Origin of the sequence: Mucilaginibacter sp., assembly GCF_028288185.1 — a bacterium.
GTDB lineage: Bacteria > Bacteroidota > Bacteroidia > Sphingobacteriales > Sphingobacteriaceae > Mucilaginibacter.
In genome coordinates, this window is the sequence record NZ_JAQBOF010000036.1 from 1 (window position 1) to 19050 (window position 19050).

Consider the following 19050-nt stretch of genomic DNA (forward strand, 5'->3'; position numbering starts at 1 on the left):
TAGAACCAGGCTTTGGTATAACCATTGGTAATGCGCTACGTCGTATATTACTTTCATCGCTTGAAGGTTATGCAATTACTTCTGTACGTTTCTCAGGCGTAATGCATGAGTTTTCAACTATAAAAGGAGTTGTTGAAGACGTTACCGAGATCATATTAAACTTAAAACAAGTTAGGTTTAAAAAGACAGGTGAGTCTGGCGACAGTGAAAAAGTTTTCGTGATCATCAATGGTCAGGATACTTTTAATGCTGGTGATATAACTAAGTTCTCAAATAACTTTACAGTTTTAAATCCTGATTTAGTTATCTGTAACATGGATTCATCAGTAACGCTTGAAATTGAATTCACGATCAATAAAGGCCGTGGTTACGTTGCAAGCGAAGAAAATAAAAATCCGGATGCGAATGTTGGTGTAATAGCTATTGATTCTATTTACACCCCGATCAAAAACGTAAAATACACTATTGAAAACTATCGTGTAGAGCAAAAAACCGATTACGAGAAATTAGTATTGGATATTGCTACAGATGGTTCTATTCATCCTGAAGACGCGCTGAAAGAAGCTGCTAAGATCCTGATCCAGCACTTTATGTTGTTTAGCGACGAGAACATGATGTTAGAAGCGCAAGCTAAAGAAGAAACTAAAGAAGTTGACGAGGAAATTTTACACATGCGTAAGATCCTTAAAACTGAATTAGTTGATCTTGATCTTTCAGTACGTGCATTAAACTGCTTAAAAGCAGCTGATATCCGCAGCCTGGCTGACCTGGTATCTTATGACGTAGCAGATATGTTGAAATTCAGAAACTTTGGTAAAAAATCATTGACTGAAATTCAGGACCTGGTTAAATCAAAAGGTTTATCTTTCGGCATGAACTTGTCGAAATTTAAATTAGACGAAGATTAATAAATAGAGTCAAGAGTTAAGAATCAGAATCTTGTATCCTGATTCTTAACTCTTAAATCTATAAAAGAGTAGTTACAGTGAGGCGATCTCACTAACTCCAAACACAATTTTTTAACGGAGTATTTGCATAATTCCGCGGGCTTGACTGAAAAGCCGCCCAACGGTATGCACGTGCCACAAACAACAAAACAATGAGACACGGTAAAAAACACAACCACTTAGGCCGCACCACCAGTCACCGCAAAGCGATGCTGAGTAACATGGCTACTTCGCTTATTTTACACAAGCGTATCACTACTACATTAGCTAAAGCTAAAGCTTTACGCGTTTATGTAGAACCAATACTAACAAAAGGTAAAGATGATACTACGCACTCACGTCGTACCGTATTTAGCTACCTGCAAGACAAAGACGCAACAACTATCCTTTTCCGCGAAATTGCTGAGAAAATTGCTAACCGCCCGGGTGGTTACACTCGTATCGTTAAATTAGAAAATCGTTTAGGCGATAACGCTGAAATGGCAATCATCGAGCTAGTTGATTACAACACAGTTTACGGTACAGACGCAGCACAAGCCGCTAAGAAATCAACACGTCGTCGTGGTGGTTCTGGTAAAGCAAAAACTGACGCACCTGCTGCAAGCGCTGCAGTAACTCCTGCTGATGAATTAGCAGTTGCAGAAGCACCTGTTGAGGACATAGCTGTAGCAGAAGCTCCAGTTGCTAAGGCAGAAGTTGAAGCACCGGTAGCAGAAGAAGCTGCACCAGCTGTTGAAGAAGCTCCTGAAGCACCAACTGCTGACGAAGAAAACGCAGAAAAAGGCGAATAAGCCCCCTCTAAATCTCCTCCGGTAGGGGAGACTTTAAATAATATTAAAAACGCCCTGCTCATTTGAGTGGGGCGTTTTTTTGTTTAATGCCGTATAAAAGATGCAAAATATTGAGTCTCTATAATTGAGACCATTACACTAATTTTCTGCCAACCTGTCACCACAATAAGACAGCATTCTGACTAAATATTACCACCTTTTACAGCAATTGCCTAAAAAAACTGCCAAACCCAAATTGGCACATGCATTGTTAATAAGGTAGTATAAACAATCAAGAAAAATATAATCATATGTCTAAAATAATTGGAATCGACTTAGGAACAACAAACTCGTGTGTTGCTGTAATGGAAGGTAATGAACCTGTAGTTATAGCAAACAGCGAGGGAAAACGTACTACGCCGTCAGTAGTGGCTTTTATCGACAACGGCGAGCGTAAAGTGGGAGACCCTGCCAAACGTCAGGCTATTACAAATCCTACAAAAACTATTTCATCTATTAAACGCTTCATGGGTAACCAGTTTAATGAGGTTACTAAAGAAGCAGATCGTATGCCTTATACGGTAGTAAAAGGCGATAACAATACACCACGTGTAGAAATTGGCGATCGTAAATACACGCCACAAGAGATCTCTGCAATGATCCTTCAGAAAATGAAGAAAACTGCCGAAGACTTTTTGGGCCATGAAGTTACCGAAGCGGTTATTACCGTGCCGGCTTACTTTAATGATGCACAACGCCAGGCTACTAAAGAGGCCGGTGAAATTGCAGGCTTAAAAGTTCGTCGTATCATTAACGAGCCTACTGCTGCTGCCCTTGCTTATGGCTTGGACAAAGCACACAAGGATATGAAAATTGCCGTATTTGATTGCGGTGGTGGTACGCATGACGTGTCTATCTTGGAGTTAGGCGATGGCGTGTTCGAAGTAAAATCAACTGATGGTGATACACACTTAGGTGGTGATGACTTTGACCAGGTAATTATCGACTGGATGGCAGACGAATTTAAAAGCGATGAAGGTGTTGACTTGCGTAAAGATCCAATGGCTTTGCAACGTTTAAAAGAATCTGCAGAGAAAGCTAAAATTGAATTATCAAGTTCGACACAAACAGAAATTAATTTACCATACATCACTGCTGCCGATGGCCAGCCTAAGCACTTGGTTAAAACTTTAACACGTGCTAAGTTTGAGCAATTGGCCGACAGCTTGATCAAACGTACTATTGCCCCTTGTAAAACAGCATTGAAAAATGCAGGTTACAGCGTTAGCGATATTGACGAGGTTATTTTGGTAGGTGGTTCAACTCGTATCCCTGCTATACAAGATGCGGTACAAAAATTCTTTGGTAAAGCGCCATCAAAAGGTGTTAACCCGGATGAGGTTGTTGCTATTGGTGCCGCTATACAAGGTGGTGTGTTAACCGGCGAAGTTAAGGATGTATTGTTGTTAGATGTTACCCCGCTATCATTAGGTATTGAAACAATGGGTGGTGTAATGACCAGATTGATCGAATCGAACACAACTATCCCGACCAAAAAATCAGAGACATTCTCTACCGCTTCTGATAACCAACCGTCTGTTGAGATACACATTTTGCAAGGCGAGCGCCCTATGGCACAAGGTAACCGTACCATTGGCCGTTTCCATTTAGATGGATTGCCACCTGCGCCGCGTGGTGTACCACAGGTTGAAGTAACTTTTGATATTGATGCCAACGGTATATTACATGTATCGGCTAAAGATAAAGCTACCGGTAAAGAGCAAAAGATCCGTATTGAAGCATCATCAGGTTTAACCGATGCCGAGATCAAGAAAATGAAGGATGAAGCTGAAGCTAACGCTGATGCTGACAAAGCAGCAAAAGAAGAAGTTGAAAAACTGAATAGCGCTGACGCCTTGATCTTCTCGACAGAGAAACAATTGAAAGAGTTTGGTGATAAATTACCGGCTGATAAAAAAGCACCTATAGAAGAAGGTTTAACCAAATTGAAAGCTGCTTATGAGTCTAAAAACTTAGCTGATATAGATACTGCTCAAGCCGAGTTGAATACTGCCTGGACAGCAGCCTCTGAAGAGATGTACAAAGCATCTGCCGAAGGTGGCCAGCCAGCAGGTGATGCAGGCGCCGGAGCAGGTCCGCAAGATCACTCTGACACCGTAACTGACGTTGACTTTGAAGAAGTAAAAGACGACAGCAAATAATTTCTCAATATATATTAGTAAAAGCCTTGTTCTGCTAGATCAGAACAGGGCTTTTTTGTTTTATACTGTTTTTGCTACCCATGACATGTTGTAAAATGTTAAATTTACTTGAAGCGTAACATGTTATTTTATCTTTAAAGTCCCATTGGAATTTTATAACTCAGAATGACAAATATGAATATGATATTGTGAATGATTGATTATTATTCTCCATCCCAACCTTACTATCACCCTCAAACCCATGCCAAACCACCTGCACTTTTGAATGTTTAGAAACAAAACTCCCTTCAACCAAACCAAACACCACTTCTCTTTTTTGCGGATCAAAGCTTATAACTCTTTTATAATAAACTCCGCTTTGATAATCATAAGATGTCCCATCATCCTCATAAAAAACAAACTCGCTAGCCTCATCGCCGTTCCAAACATGGATAAGTAAAACACCATCCCCGGCCTCATTAGTACTCTGTATCACATTTTGCATGGGGATAATTCCACCTGCTTTTACAAATACCGGCAGATCAGTTAGCGGACATGAAATATTTACAACTTGCCCTCCGGCAAACTTTTCATCTGTGCTTAACCTATACCAATCGCCTACTGGCAAATAAACATCAACGCTTTCAACCGTACTGATGATCGGCGCTACTAATATTGAGTCGCCAAACAAAAACTGGTTCTGATATTTGGTGTCGAACACGTTTTCATCAGTTGTATAATCAATAGCCAATGTACGGCTTAAAGGCAGGCCGGTTTGGGTAGATTGGTAAAAACCCGAATAAATGTATGGCAATAACTTATACCGCTGCTCAATGTCTTTTTTAATGACCTGCTCATAGGCTTTGCCCCATTGCCAGGGCTCGCGCATACTCATGCCCAAAGCTGCATGGTTACGGTACATAGGCGTATACGGGCCAAGCGAGTTCCACCTAACCATCAGCTCGGGTGTAGGATTACCCATAAACCCCCCAATATCTACCCCGATCAATGACATTCCTGTCAACCCCAAACTATTAACCAACCGTTGGCCGAATAGCATGTGTTCATCTGTAGCGGCGTTATCACCCGTCCAAACCGCCGAATAACGCTGCGTACCGGCATAAGCGGCACGGGTGAGTATAAATGGACGTTTGTTATTTAAAAGGCCTTTAGTGCCGTTATAAGTGGCCCTTGCCATTTGCATGCCGTAGACGTTGCGGATCTCGGGCATAAACTTATCGCCGAACTTCACCAGCCAGGGTATGTTTTGTCCCCAGGCGGCAGGCTCATTCATATCGTTCCAAAAACCTTCAACGCCGGGGTCGGTTAACGCTTTAAATGATGCGCCCCACCAATCGCGCACATCCTCGTTTAAAAAATCCGGAAAATGGCAGCGGCCCGGCCAAACGCTGGCGGTGTATAATTCGCCGTTAGGGTAGGTGGCGAAGTAGTGTTTGTCTACACCTTCTTTATATTCATTGTAGTTCTCATCTATTTTTATTCCGGGGTCTACTATAGTTACCAGTCTAAAGTTCATGGCTTTTAGTTCATCTATCATTCCTTTTGGATCGGGAAAAGTCTCCTTGTTCCAGGTAAAGATCTTATAACCATCCATGTAATCAATATCACAATACATTACATCGGCAGGAATGTTCTTCTCCCTGAACTTTCTGGCAACATCCAATACTTCATCAGCGCTCATATAGCTCCACCGGCATTGCTGATAGCCCAAACTCCATAGCGGTGGCATTTCCATGCGCCCGGTTAGCCACGTATAATCTTCCAGAATATTCCGTACGCCCTGCGCACCGAAGAAATAATAATTCATATCACCGCCATCGGCCCCGAACCAGCTCATTTGCTCAGCGGTAGTAGCGCCAAAGTCGAAATAGCTTTTATGGGTATTATCGAAAAACAAGCCATAAGTTAACCCGTTATGCAGGCCGATAAAGAACGGGAAGGTTTTATACAATGGATCTGTTGTGATGGTGTGCATGGCGGCATCCGTGTTCCAATTTACATAATTGCAGCCACGACGGTTCAGATCGCCTGCCTTTTCGCCTAGGCCGATAAACTTTTCATCAGCATACAATTTGCGATAATTAATAACCCGATCGCCCTGCCAGTTGGTGCCAAAACGTTGGTCGTCCTCGCTTAGCGGTTGGCCATTTGCTGCATAAAAATTAAAGCGTAAAGGCTTTAGGTTGATGATCAATTTTAATGCTGACGTAGTTAATTCAACTATATCAGTCAAATGTTGCCAGGTAAAGTCATCCAGCGGCTTTTCTATCACCGCGAGTGATTCATCCAAACCACTAAAATCCTTGCTGATACAAACCCGAATAATAGTAGGGCTATACACCCAAACCCGCGCCTCGGCTTGCCGGGTTTTAATAACTAACGCGCCATTTTGCTCGGTAACGATATCGGCATTGCCTAATATTTCTAGCTGCATATTTTATAGAACAGCAATATCGTTTTTTTAGTTTGGGAAAGGAGAGATAAAAAGGATATACTTATATTTAGGACGATTACTAGCCATCATGATAAAACGCACCAATAACGCCTTTTCAGAATTTATTAAATCAGAACAAGCCAGCGGTGTGATATTAATTTTATGTCTAATCACTTCTTTAATTATAGCCAATACATCAGCCAACCAAAGCTTTGCTAATCTGCTATCGTTTAAGTTTGGTTATGAGTCATCAGGTATCGAACTAAAATATTCGCTACTAAACTGGATCAACGATGGCTTAATGGCTATCTTCTTTTTCCTGATAGGGTTAGAGATCAAAAGCGAGATCATCGGCGGGCATTTATCCAGCTTTAAAATTGCGGCGGTGCCGATATTTGCCGCGGTTGGTGGGGCGGTAGTTCCGGCGTTGATATTTTTTATTTTCAATTATGGTAAGAATACATCGGCAGGCTGGGCTATCCCAATGGCTACGGACATTGCTTTTGCATTGGGCGTGTTATCCTTATTAGGTAAACTAGTGCCACCCGCGTTAAAAGTTTTACTATCTACTTTGGCGGTAGTTGATGATCTGCTGGCTATTGTTGTCATCGCCATATTTTACTCGACTACCTTACATTGGCTCTACTTTGCAATTGGCGCGGGCATATTTTTGCTTTTATTGTTGACGAATAAGTTAGGCGTAAAGCATTTGGCATTTTATATTATTCCGGGGATAATGCTATGGTACTTTATCCATCACTCGGGTATACATGCTACAATCGCCGGGGTATTAACAGCATTAGCCATACCTGTAAGCTCCAAAAAAGGACCTATCCTTGAAAAATTGGCGCACCAATTAAATACGCCGGTTAACTTTATAATTATGCCCGTGTTTGCGTTAGCAAATACCAATATCCACTTTGAAAGCAATATGGTTAACGGTATTATGGGTATATTAGGCTTGGGTATAATTTTAGGGCTACTATTTGGTAAGCCGATAGGCATAATGCTGTTTGCCTGGCTTATTGTAAAATTTAAAGTAGGCTCATTGCCTGATCAGATCTCCTGGAAACATATTTCCGGAATGGGTTTATTGGCGGGGATTGGCTTTACCATGTCGCTATTTATATCGCTGCTATCCTTTGGTAGTTCGGTGCATAATACGGAGGCTAAGTTTGCTATTTTAATAGCTTCAGTAGTAGCGGGTGGGGTAGGGTTTGTGTATTTGAAATCCGTATTGACTGCAAAGTTGTCAAATTAAAAAGGCATAAAAAAACCCTGCTGCGTGCAGCCGGGTTTTTATAATAAGCGTAGAAATACCCTATGCTTTGTTTTTTGCTTCCTGAACTTCCAGGCGAATAGATTGTGCCAGATTTTTCAGGTCTTGCATTCCTTTGCGAACGCGGGTACCGGCTGCACTGTTACCCTTGTTGTAAAACTTGTCGGCATCAGCTTCAAGCGAAGCGATCAACTCTTTTACTTCAGTGAATTTTTTCATTTAATTTCTCCTTTAAAATATTGACGAGGTTTTTTGTTTTTGTAAAAGCTAAGCTAAAATGTTTTCTCTGAAAAAAAAATACTTAAAACAGCCTATAACGGTGTTTTTTTTCCACATTTCTAAGGTCGTTCAACTTCAGAATAATAGCTTGAAAAGATAACCTATTATCAATATTATAATAAATTTTCTTTTTAAATAATATCGATACATTTTAGGCCGCAATAGCCTAAAAATAAACGTTATACTATTTAATTTGCAAAAACAGTAAATCAACAAATAAAAACCTGCTGACGAAAAAATACCGAAGATTTGCTATTTACTTTTAATGGCTTTGCCCGTACCAGGGCTTATGTTTTTTAATACCATAAATAGCGGTTGCTTATCCGGGCCATCTATATTATCGGCGGCAAAGCCCGCCCCCAGTAACAGATCGGTCTTACCATCGCCATCTATATCTGCAGCGTCCACTGTCATGCCCCTTGTAAATCGTGTGGTTAATGGTAAAGTATACGTCTGAAACTTAAGATTACCCTTGTTTTCAAAATAAACAAATGCTTCCCAGGTTTCTTTATGTCCCGGAAATTCGCTAATGGTAGCAATATCCAGGTCGCCATCACCATCAAAATCTTTCACAATAGCTTTAGAGCAACCATATATAGCATAAAAATACTTTTGGGTGAAATTGTTCTTACCGTCATTTAAGTAGATGTATACGCCGTGATATGGCTTTAATATCTGGCTAAAATCGGCATTGTCACCGCAGGTATATATGATATCTTTAAATCCATCGCCATTAAAGTCAACCAAATCAAAAGAAGTTGAACCATAAGATGGCGGAAAACTTAACACTCGTTTTTCTTCAAAATTGCCTTTACCATCATTGGTATATAAAAAAACACCTTCATCGCCTTGCGAAAAAAGCGCCCAAATGTCCGGACGCTTACTGTTGTTACCATAATCAACAATAGTTTTTAGGCATCCGGGCTTATCTCTTAATATATGCTCTTTACTATTCTTTCCAAATCCTTCAAACCAACTTAGCCTTCCTATCATTTTGCCAAACTGCGCAATAAGGTAATCTTTCTTTCCATCCATGTTAAGATCGACCATATCAACTGATACCGGGCGACTTAACTGCTGAAAGATAGGCTTGGCTTGTGGTGTAACTGTGCCTTTTTTATCAATATTGATCTCTCTGATATTGCCCACTTTGAAATTATTTGCCGCTAAGTCTGGACCAATAGTAGTTGCGATAATTTTATTTTTTTTAAACAACAAATCTACTATAGGGCCATCTAATATGGATGACTTAATTGTTTGTACTTTATCATTCAAAATAATTAACCTGTTGGTTAGGCCATCGCATACAATAAGGCGGTGAGGAACTACACTTTCATCAATTTTGACGTATGATGTTAACGACTGTGTTGAAACCCATTCGGCAGGGGTGGGTTGTATCGCAAAAAAAGGTAATTGATGTATAGGTGTAGCCTGATGTAGCGGAGGTAAATGTTCGGGAGACTTGGTAATATAGTATGCACCTAACTGCTTCCATTGTGCAGGAGTTATTGTAGGCTGGGTGGCCTGGTAATATTCATCATCTACCGGGTTGGGCACGCGGCCGGCAGGAGCATCCAAATGGATACCCAGGTATGAGCGCATGGCCGGTAGCACGTGGCGAGCCCATGTTTCTTTGTCCAATAATGATGGATCTGGCAATTTATGGCATGATTGACAATATTGTGCAGCCATTTCTTGTCCCTTACTCACATCATCTTCACTAAATTCTGTTGGCTTAGTTGCCGGGGGCGTATCATTGGTTGAGCTTGTGCATTGAACAAGTATTACAACCATTAGAGCAAGCAATGCAATAACGGTTGTTTTATTGGATAGTCGCATAAGAACTGATCTTAACTGGGTTTGGTTATAAAGATATTAAAATATATAAAACAAAAATGCCACCTCTGTTAAGAGATGGCAACTATTTTATACCCAAAAGTTATATTTCATTAAACTTCGGCAAGCCTTTCGCGATAATGCCCTGCTTTTAGCTTTTCGCCCATTTCACTATAAGCATCCAATGTACGTTGTACATCGTCAAGTGAATGTGCGGCGGTAGGTATTAACCTAAGCAATATTAATCCCTTAGGTATAACAGGGTATATAACTATCGAGCAGAATATGCCGTAGTTTTCGCGCAGATCGCGGGTTAATGATGTAGCTTCATACAGGTCGCCTTTTAAAAATACAGGGGTAACCATGGTATTGGTAACGCCCAGGTCAAAGCCGCGTTCTTTCAAGCCTTTTTGCAGCGCGTTGGTTATTTGCCATAATTTTTCGCGCAATTGGGGCTGAGATTTAAGCAGCTCGAAACGTTTTTTTAAGCCCAGTACCATTGGCATTGGGAGTGCCTTTGCAAATATCTGCGAACGCATGTTATAGCGTAAATAATCAATTACGTGTTTGTCGCCTGCAACGAACGCGCCAATACCTGCCATTGATTTGGCGAATGTACCAAAGTACACATCTACCCCATCAATACAATCTTGTTCTTCGTGTGTACCGGCGCCGGTTTTACCCATGGTACCAAAACCATGCGCATCATCAACCAATATCCTGAAATTGAATTTATCTTTAAGCGCGATGATCTCTTTTAATTTACCTTGCGCACCTGACATGCCAAAAACACCTTCGGTAATTAATAATATACCACCACCATTTTGTTCAACCAAGCGGGTAGCGTGCTCCAATTGCTTTTCGCAGCTTTCTAAATCATTATGGCGGTAAACAAAGCGTTTACCCATGTGCAAACGCAAACCATCAATAATACAGGCGTGCGACTCGGCATCATAAACTATAACATCATTGCGGTTAACCAGCGAATCAATAATAGATACCATCCCCTGGTAGCCATAATTCAATAAAAACGCGTCTTGTTTGCCTACAAATTTACCCAAGCCATTTTCAAGCTCTTCGTGATGTTTAGTGTTGCCAGACATCATGCGGGCACCCATAGGGTACGCCATTCCGTAATCGGCAGCAGCTTGTGTATCTGCTTCTCTAACTTCGGGATGATTAGCTAATCCTAAATAATTATTCAAGCTCCACACTAAATGCTCTTTCCCATTGAATTGCATATGCGGGCCTATCTCGCCTTCTAACTTAGGGTATGAAAAATAGCCATGCGACCATTTTTGGTGCTGTCCGAGAGGACCGCCCATACTACTTGTTATTTTATCAAATAAATCCAAATGTACTCTTATTAATCGTTTTCGAATTGCAAATATAAGGTTTTATGTGGTTTGTTAATAGTTCATAGTTAATGGTTGGTAGCTATTTGCAGCATTTTATAATGCAAAATAGGGAGACACTTATTTAAGCATCTCCCTATTACTATGATCCATGAACCATAACCTAATACTTAATCTACGTTATCGTGTAAGAATGAGTTGCTGTCGCGAATCTCTATTTTACCTTCACTATCAGGCAATAAAGAGAAACGTGACACCTGGCTTTCATCAGATGAAGGAGTTTCCTGTAAAGCCACTTCCTTACGTTTATAAGCTGGTACATTTTCCAGCTCCTGTATGTTACCGCTGCGTAGTTTCATGCTCAAATCTTTTAAACGCATAATACGTTCGCGAGATTTGCGCAATTGCTCCTCTATAGATTCGTCTGTTTTATGCTCGTCAGCACTTGCAACCGGTTCAGGTTCCGGCTCAGCTATTTTTTCTACCACCGCTGCTTCAAAGTTGATGATAGTTTCCATCTCAGGCTCAGCCAGTTTGAAAGTAAACTCCGGCAATTCGGTTTCGTTCTCGCCTATTGGCTGCTCTTCAACTTCCTGGAAATTATATTTAATAATAGCCGGCTCTTGTTCTTCTGCATGTTCTGCAGCAAACAGATCAAATAACCCGGTTTGTTTTTGTTCTTCTTTTTGTTGTTGTGGTTGGCCCTTCATATAAGGCTCGGCAGTTGTGCCTTCGCTTACGTGATTGATAAATTCGTTTACAGGTCTAACCAAAGGCGCATCAGGAACCAGCATGGAAACAATTTTCTTGCTGCTATGCTCTTTTTCACGCTCATCCTTGGTTTGGACACCGGTAGCTATAATAGTTACTGATAATTTATCGCCCAAATTCTCATCACGACAGTTACCCCAGATCAGGTCAGCAGCAAGGCCGGCTTCTTCCTGGATGTAATCGGTAATAATACTTACCTCATCCATGGTTACTTCTTTCTCGCCCGAGCTGATGTTTAATAGGATATAACGTGCGCCTTCAATTTCATTATCTTTTAATAATGGCGATGATAAAGCGCCTTCAACCGCGCGTAAAGCACGGTTCTCGCCTTCGGCTGCCGAGCTACCCATGATAGATACGCCGCTGTCTTTCATTACAGTGCGCACATCTTTAAAGTCAACGTTTATATAGCCGGGTAATGTTATGATCTCTGCGATGCCTTTGGCCGCTGTAGTTAAAATATCATCAGCCTGCGCAAATGCCGATCCTAAGGTTAAATTACCGAAGATCTGGCGCAGCCTGTCGTTTGATATTACCAGGAATGAATCAACATATTTTTTTAATTCTTCCATTCCTTCTTCGGCCTGCATTTTACGGCGTTTGCCTTCGAAAGAGAAAGGTGTAGTTATAATGCCTACGGTAAGTATGTCCATCTCGCGTGCTGCTTTGGCAATGATAGGGCTTGCACCTGTACCCGTACCACCGCCCATACCTGCTGTTATAAATAACATTTTGGTATTAACACCCAGCATTTGTTTAATATCGTCAATGTTTTCAATAGCCGAATTTTTTCCAACCTCGGGTATTGAGCCTGCGCCCATACCTTCTGTCAAGCTTGCGCCTAATTGTACTTTATTGGGTATAGGGCTTAACTCTAATGCTTGTGCATCAGTGTTACAGATTATAAAATCAACCCCCGTAATACCTGCCTTGTACATGTGGTTTACTGCATTACCACCGCCGCCGCCAACACCAATTACCTTGATGATGGACGACTTTTCTTTTAACATCTCAAATTGCATAATCCTAATTTTCAGCTATATGTGACTTGACGAAATTTAACATTTAACCATTGTAATATTAGCACTTTTTCAACAACCTTTTTCCACAAATGTGTACAATGTGGAAAAAATGAACGTTGTTGATAAGTATGTCTTTTTGTCTATTTTAAAAAGTCCTCGTCTTTAATATCGTCCTTAATAAATTTCTTTCCGCTCTCTAATATTTTACCAAACAGACCATACTTTTTATCCTCGGCATATTTGGTGCCTTTATCCACTTTTACTTCGGCAGGTGTTTCTACAACGCCGGTGTATTCCATTTTCTGAATACCTTTTATCAACAGGCCAATACCGGTTGCAAAAGTTGGGCTTTGCAGCTCTTCATAAATATTCTTAGGCAATACTTCGTTCTTGGCCAGGTGCTCGTTAGGGTAACCTACACGACAATCTAACCCGGTAACAAACTCGACCATTTGCGGCAGATGTTTTAATTGCGCGCCACCACCCGTTATCACAATACCGGCAATTAATTTTTTCTCATAGCCTGATGATTTGATCTCATAATACACATGCTCTACAATCTCTTCCATACGGGCCTGGATAACAAACGCCAGGTTTTTCACTGATATTTCTTTAGGCTCACGTCCGCGCAAACCCGGCACACACACAATCTCATTTTCTTTATTTTCTTCAGCTAAAGCTGATCCGAAACGTATCTTTAATTGCTCGGCAATGTTGCGCATTACAGAGCAGCCTTCGCGAATATCCTCGGTAACACTGTTACCGCCGAATGGAATAACGGCAGTATGACGGATAATACCTTCGTGGAAAATAGCCAGATCGGTAGTACCACCACCAATATCAACCAGTACCACACCGGCTTCTTTCTCTTCATCGCTTAATACCGACTCTGATGATGCCAATGGTTCCAGTATCAATTCCTGGCTTTCTAAATGTGCCTTGTTAACACATTTTACAATGTTTTTTATGGCCGTAACCTGGCCCGATATAATATGGAAATTAGCTTCAAGACGCACACCCGCCATGCCTATAGGGTCTTTAATACCCGGCTCGCTATCAACAGTAAACTCTTGGGGCAATACATGGATGATCTCCTCGCCCGGAGGCATTACCAGGTTGTACATATCTTCAACAAGTTTGTCAATATCCTTGCGGCTTATCTCTGATTGCAGATCGCGACGGGTTATTAACCCGCGATGCTGCAAGCTTTTAATATGCTGGCCCGCAATACCTACGTTTACTACGCGTATTTCTACATTTGATTGCGTGCCCGCAATTTCAACTGCAGCGCTAATACCTTGTACGGTTTTGTCGATATTTGAAACTACCCCACGGGTTACACCCGCAGATTCGGCCTTGCCAATGCCCAGGACTTCGATTTTACCGTTTTTGCTGCGGCGGCCAACAATTGCGCAAATTTTTGTGGTACCAATATCCAATCCCACTACAATTGGCGAACTTTTTTCTTGTGTTGAACTCTTATCCATATTTACTGTTTTATTAGAGATGTGTCTTGTTTTACTTTTTTTGTTGAATCGGTAGTAATTTTCATTTGCTTCATTCTAAGCGAATCTGCCTTTGTGTTTTTTACCCCGATTATTTGATTGGCGTATTTAATATTTATTTGTTTGTAAGCATCCCAGCCAACTTGTGGTAGTGCCTGTTTGTAAAAAGCCAGCAGGTTATGAAACTTCAGTTCCAGCGAGTCTGCATTACCTAGTAAAATGCGCTGGTTGCCTACGCGTGGTATCAATTCAATTTCATGATCCTGGTTAACATAGATCTGCGCTATCTGCGCATCCCAAAGCGAATCTTGCCTTATGTATAATGCTGTTTTAAAAAGGTCTTTCGCCAGCAGTGTACGTAACGTATCTACCCTGCTGCCAAATGGTTCTTCAATAAATCCGTTGGCTGCCAATACCCTCGCGGTAAAGTTGACCGATAACGGAATTTTTAAACCGTTTTTATCAACATAATAATCCTGGTCAAACTGGTTCATTACCCGCAATATGGGTTGGCGCTGAGATATCTCTATCATAATTATGCCATCCATATCCGCATAAACCTTTGCATATTCAACAAATGGATTAGCCTTTAACCTGTTCTCCAAAATATGCAGGTTAATGTTATCTATTTTACGGCCTATCAGTGTAAAGCTGCTTAGCTGCAAAATATTTTCTACCTCTTTTTTATCAATAAAATACTGGCTGCCAGGTATGTATATTTTAACATCCTTGCAAACCACTTCGGCCTTTTTTATTTCAATAAAACTCATCAATACAACCAAGCCACCCAGGCTAACCAGCCAGATGAAACTAAATAATATAATGCGCCATATTGGTTTTTTAAACATTTTCTAAAGCACTTTTTAATGGTTGTACTAACTGATCAATATCGCCCGCGCCAACGGTTAACAATAGCTCGGGTTGTTCTGCAATTACTTTATCAATAGCCTCCTGTTTGCCCAATATTTGTTTGTTGGGCAAATGCATCCGCTCTAATATCATGGCTGATGTTACGCCCTCTATCGGCAGCTCGCGCGCCGGGTAAATATCAAGCAGCAGCAGTTCATCGCTCATATCCAGAACCTCGGCAAAGCCGTCCACAAAATCGCGCGTACGGGTAAATAAATGAGGTTGAAAAATTGTTGTGAGTTTTTTATCTGGATATAATTTTTTAATCGATGTAATTGCCGCCCTTAACTCTTCCGGGTGATGCGCATAATCATCAATATAAATATGGTTGTTGTTTTTTACGATATACTCAAACCTGCGCTTTACGCCTCTAAATGATTCTAAAGCACTTTTTATAGCAACAGCAGATACGCCAACCAGCAAAGCAGCTTCGGTAGCGGCAACAGCATTTTCAATATTATGTAAACCGGCTATGCCCAGTTTTATATTGGCAATAGTTAGATCACCACGTTTAAAATCAAAGCAGAAATTGCCGTTTTCAATACGGATATTTTGAGCCATAGCATCGGCAGCTTCATTAATACTATAAGTAAAACCACTATCTAAAGGCAAACCTTTACGATGGATGAGTTTACCACCCTCTTTTATCTGCGAAGCAAATAATTTAAATGATTCGGTTAGTTGCTCATGGTCGCCATAAATATCCAAATGGTCTGCATCCATCGAGGTTACTATAGCAATATCAGGGTATAACGTCAGGAACGACCGGTCGTACTCATCAGCCTCGACCACTACAATATCACTCTTGCCAAACAATACATTGGTTTGGTAGTTAGATGCAATACCCCCTAAAAATGCCGAGCAATCTTTACCGGAATCTTTCAGGATATGCGCCACCATGCATGAGGTAGTAGTTTTACCGTGTGTACCTGCAACTGCTATGGTAAATTTATCTTTGCTGATCAAACCCAATACCTGCGAACGCTTCCACAGTACAAAATCTTTCTTTTGGAAGAAGTTTAATATCTCCGAATCCTTAGGGATGGCAGGTGTATAAATTATCAGCGTATTATCATCCAGGTCACGAAAGCTTTTTGGGATACCATCGCTATTGTCATCAAAAAATAGTTGTATACCTTCGTTACGCAACTCATCAGTAAGGTCTGTTGGTGTTTTATCATAACCGCAAACAATACAGCCCAAATGAGCAAAATAGCGTGCCAGGCCGCTCATACCTATGCCGCCTATGCCAATCAAGTAAACCCGTTGTATGTTGCGTAATTCCATTTCTTTTTTGAAAAAGCCCTACCTCCTTTTGCGGGGAGGCAGAGCTAAGATTTAATTGTTGTTAATTGTTATTTGTATAACCTCTTTCGCAATAACTTCATCAGCATTGGGCAAAGCCATCTTGCCGATATTATCGCTTAATTTCTTTTGTAATTCTTTATCATTTAAAAGCGCAATTGCTTTATCAATCAATTTTTCTTCGGCATCCCTGTCGGCCACAAAAATGGCTGCCTGGTCATGCACTAAGGCCAGCGCGTTTTTGGTCTGGTGATCCTCGGCCACGTTTGGCGATGGCACCAGGATCACCGGTTTTTTCACCAAGCATAGCTCGGCAATTGTGCCCGCGCCTGCTCTTGATATAATTACATCGGCAGCGGCATAGGCCAGATCCATGCGGTTTACAAACTCCATTATCTTCACATTAGGGTGATAGTTTTCGCCCAATTGTTCCATAATGCTTTTGTAATAGAACTTGCCGGTTTGCCATATCAGTTGTACATCGGCAGCTATTAGTTTATCTAGGTGGGCCAGTACACTATTGTTTAATGTGCGGGCACCTAAACTACCGCCGGTAATCATAATGGTTTTTTTCTCTGCCGATAACTTATACAGCTCCAATGCGTGCATTTTTTTACCGGCGATATCAACAGACTCCCTGCGGATAGGATTACCTGTTTTAATAATCTTCGCTGCCGGGAAAAATTGCTCCATCCCATCAAACGCAACACATATCTTTTCGGCCTTTTTACCTAGCCATTTATTGGTTATACCCGCGTACGAGTTTTGCTCCTGTATTAAATACGGTATCCCTTTTAATGCCGCTGCGTATAATAACGGACCGGATGCATAACCACCAACGCCTACCGCTGCATCGGGTTTAAAATTTTTAATTATTTGCAGCGCCTTGTTCACGCTGTTAAACAGCTTAATCGGGAACATTAAATTCTTCCAAATAGATTTACGCTGTATACCTTGTATGTTTAAACCAATAATTTTATAACCGGCATCAGGGACTTTCTCCATTTCCATACGGCCAATAGCACCAACAAATAATATTTCGATGGTAGGGTCAAGTTTTTTCAAAGCGTTGGCAATAGCAATAGCCGGGAAGATATGCCCCCCTGTACCGCCACCGCTAATGATTATTCTTTTACCTTGAGATTTCACCGATTTATTATTTGATTGCACTGATTATTTTATTGATTGCACTGATTTATCTTTCTTAATTATCCTCTATTGTTCTCCCTTTAGGGGGTTTATGCTAACTCCATATTACCTACTTCTTTTATTTCGCCTACTACCACTTTTTTCGGATCCTCTATATCGCGGCTAACCGATAGGATAATACCGAACGCTATACTTGTAAACAACATGGATGTACCGCCCATACTCACAAATGGTAACGGTACACCTGTTACCGGCCCTAAACCTACTGCCACTGCCATATTAGCAAATGCCTGTATGGTTAAACTAAAGCTTAACCCCGCCGCCAGCAATGCACCGAACGCTTTAGGTGCTTTGGTTACAATTTTTATACATCGATATAGCAAGAACAGGTAAATACATATTAGCGCTATACCGCCCATCATGCCATATTCTTCTACTATAATGGCATAGATCTCATCCGAATATGCCTCGGGTAAATAATTCACCTCGTTACTTTTACCCGGGCCTTTGCCAAATATACCGCCGGTGGCGATAGCTATTTTAGCATGATCTGCCTGGAACGATTTATCAGGATTAGCAGCTTCAGGATGTAAAAATGTATGAATACGCGAGGTATAAGTATGCCTGCGCGGACCTAAGAATATAACCCCGGTTAACAATATCGCTCCAGCTAAACAGGTTATGGCTATTTGTTTAATGCTGATACGGCCAATAATCAACAGTAAAACACTAACACCAAAAAGCATTAACGCGGTTGATAAATTTGCTAACGCGATTAATATAAATACAATACAAACCGCCCCCATAATCGGGATGAATGATTGCTTAACATCCTTAATGTTTTCCTGCTTACGCGATAAGGAGCGGGCAAGGAACGTGATTAATGCCAGCTTAGCCAAATCGGATGTCTGGAAGCTTAAACCGGTGCCCGGTATGGCTATCCAACGGCTTGCATCATTAACATGGCTGCCAAACAACAGCGTATACAACAACAATGGTATGGTGATATACATCAACAGTTTTGATATACCCGAATAATACCTGTAATCCAGTTTATGCGAAATGTACATCAATATAATACCGCCAATAATCATAGCCAAATGCTTCATCAAAATAGACTCGGCACCCACACCACGTTTATAAGCCAGCGTACCGATAGCACTATATACCGACAACAGCGATATCAACGAAAGCAATATGACAATAAGCCATATCCAACGATCTCCTTTTATGTTGTGTAGTATTGCGTTCATAAGCCCCCTCTAAA

The 19050-nt window shown here is 41.1% G+C and carries 14 protein-coding genes; 4 read left to right on the forward strand and 10 right to left on the reverse strand.

Annotated features, from left to right (window positions below; all coding sequences use genetic code 11):
• From JWQ34_RS15940 to dnaK, 3 genes are all read left to right on the forward strand, one after another.
• A partial coding sequence (locus JWQ34_RS15940) for a DNA-directed RNA polymerase subunit alpha (protein WP_299358851.1) occupies window positions 1-908 on the forward strand: 908 nt, incomplete at its 5' end.
• Between the two features lie 191 nt (window positions 909-1099).
• Complete coding sequence (gene rplQ, locus JWQ34_RS15945; protein ID WP_299358852.1) at window positions 1100-1738, forward strand: 50S ribosomal protein L17; 639 nt, start codon at window positions 1100-1102, stop codon at window positions 1736-1738.
• A gap of 290 nt (window positions 1739-2028) precedes the next feature.
• Window positions 2029-3939: a molecular chaperone DnaK gene (gene dnaK, locus JWQ34_RS15950; RefSeq protein WP_299358856.1), complete on the forward strand. Its 1911-nt coding sequence runs from the start codon at window positions 2029-2031 to the stop codon at window positions 3937-3939.
• A gap of 160 nt (window positions 3940-4099) precedes the next feature.
• Here dnaK and JWQ34_RS15955 read toward each other — a convergent pair whose 3' ends face one another.
• On the reverse strand, window positions 4100-6373 hold the full coding sequence (locus tag JWQ34_RS15955; protein WP_299358858.1) for a glycoside hydrolase family 31 protein: 2274 nt from the start codon (window positions 6371-6373) through the stop codon (window positions 4100-4102).
• An 88-nt stretch (window positions 6374-6461) separates the two neighbouring features.
• On the opposite strand from JWQ34_RS15955, the gene nhaA reads away from it, so the two are divergent.
• On the forward strand, window positions 6462-7634 hold the full coding sequence (gene nhaA, locus JWQ34_RS15960) for a Na+/H+ antiporter NhaA (protein WP_299358860.1): 1173 nt from the start codon (window positions 6462-6464) through the stop codon (window positions 7632-7634).
• Window positions 7635-7694: 60 nt separating this feature from the next.
• Here nhaA and JWQ34_RS15965 read toward each other — a convergent pair whose 3' ends face one another.
• The 9 genes from JWQ34_RS15965 to JWQ34_RS16005 form a co-directional block, all read right to left on the reverse strand.
• Complete coding sequence (locus tag JWQ34_RS15965) at window positions 7695-7871, reverse strand: histone H1 (RefSeq protein ID WP_299358861.1); 177 nt, start codon at window positions 7869-7871, stop codon at window positions 7695-7697.
• 312 nt (window positions 7872-8183) lie between these two features.
• Entirely contained in the window at window positions 8184-9725 is a 1542-nt protein-coding gene (locus JWQ34_RS15970; RefSeq protein ID WP_299358863.1) for a VCBS repeat-containing protein, read from the reverse strand.
• Between the two features lie 155 nt (window positions 9726-9880).
• Complete coding sequence (locus JWQ34_RS15975) at window positions 9881-11122, reverse strand: aminotransferase class I/II-fold pyridoxal phosphate-dependent enzyme (RefSeq protein WP_299358865.1); 1242 nt, start codon at window positions 11120-11122, stop codon at window positions 9881-9883.
• 170 nt (window positions 11123-11292) lie between these two features.
• Complete coding sequence (ftsZ, locus tag JWQ34_RS15980) at window positions 11293-12915, reverse strand: cell division protein FtsZ (protein WP_299358867.1); 1623 nt, start codon at window positions 12913-12915, stop codon at window positions 11293-11295.
• 140 nt (window positions 12916-13055) lie between these two features.
• Window positions 13056-14402 carry a cell division protein FtsA gene (gene ftsA / locus JWQ34_RS15985; RefSeq protein WP_299358869.1) on the reverse strand — a complete coding sequence of 449 codons (1347 nt, stop codon included), beginning with the start codon at window positions 14400-14402 and terminating at the stop codon, window positions 13056-13058.
• Window positions 14403-14404: 2 nt separating this feature from the next.
• Window positions 14405-15268: a cell division protein FtsQ gene (locus JWQ34_RS15990; RefSeq protein ID WP_299358871.1), complete on the reverse strand. Its 864-nt coding sequence runs from the start codon at window positions 15266-15268 to the stop codon at window positions 14405-14407.
• A complete protein-coding gene (murC, locus tag JWQ34_RS15995) occupies window positions 15261-16616 on the reverse strand; it encodes a UDP-N-acetylmuramate--L-alanine ligase (protein ID WP_299358873.1) in 1356 nt (451 codons plus the stop codon). Before murC ends, JWQ34_RS15990 begins: the two co-directional genes overlap by 8 nt.
• A gap of 51 nt (window positions 16617-16667) precedes the next feature.
• Window positions 16668-17783, reverse strand: a complete 1116-nt coding sequence (gene murG, locus JWQ34_RS16000) for an undecaprenyldiphospho-muramoylpentapeptide beta-N-acetylglucosaminyltransferase (RefSeq protein ID WP_299358875.1) — start codon at window positions 17781-17783, stop codon at window positions 16668-16670.
• An 89-nt stretch (window positions 17784-17872) separates the two neighbouring features.
• Window positions 17873-19036 (reverse strand): FtsW/RodA/SpoVE family cell cycle protein, encoded by a 1164-nt coding sequence (locus tag JWQ34_RS16005; protein ID WP_299358877.1) that lies wholly within the window; start codon window positions 19034-19036, stop codon window positions 17873-17875.
• Window positions 19037-19050: the final 14 nt, after the last annotated feature.

Coding starts and splice junctions, on each gene's coding strand:
- JWQ34_RS15970 (WP_299358863.1), bottom strand. CDS start 9,725: ATGGTTGTAATACTTGTTCAATGCACAAGCTCAACCAATGATACGCCC.
- murC (WP_299358873.1), bottom strand. CDS start 16,616: ATGGAATTACGCAACATACAACGGGTTTACTTGATTGGCATAGGCGGC.
- nhaA (WP_299358860.1), top strand. CDS start 6,462: ATGATAAAACGCACCAATAACGCCTTTTCAGAATTTATTAAATCAGAA.
- dnaK (WP_299358856.1), top strand. CDS start 2,029: ATGTCTAAAATAATTGGAATCGACTTAGGAACAACAAACTCGTGTGTT.
- ftsA (WP_299358869.1), bottom strand. CDS start 14,402: ATGGATAAGAGTTCAACACAAGAAAAAAGTTCGCCAATTGTAGTGGGA.
- JWQ34_RS15965 (WP_299358861.1), bottom strand. CDS start 7,871: ATGAAAAAATTCACTGAAGTAAAAGAGTTGATCGCTTCGCTTGAAGCT.
- JWQ34_RS16005 (WP_299358877.1), bottom strand. CDS start 19,036: ATGAACGCAATACTACACAACATAAAAGGAGATCGTTGGATATGGCTT.
- JWQ34_RS15955 (WP_299358858.1), bottom strand. CDS start 6,373: ATGCAGCTAGAAATATTAGGCAATGCCGATATCGTTACCGAGCAAAAT.
- ftsZ (WP_299358867.1), bottom strand. CDS start 12,915: ATGCAATTTGAGATGTTAAAAGAAAAGTCGTCCATCATCAAGGTAATT.
- JWQ34_RS15990 (WP_299358871.1), bottom strand. CDS start 15,268: ATGTTTAAAAAACCAATATGGCGCATTATATTATTTAGTTTCATCTGG.
- rplQ (WP_299358852.1), top strand. CDS start 1,100: ATGAGACACGGTAAAAAACACAACCACTTAGGCCGCACCACCAGTCAC.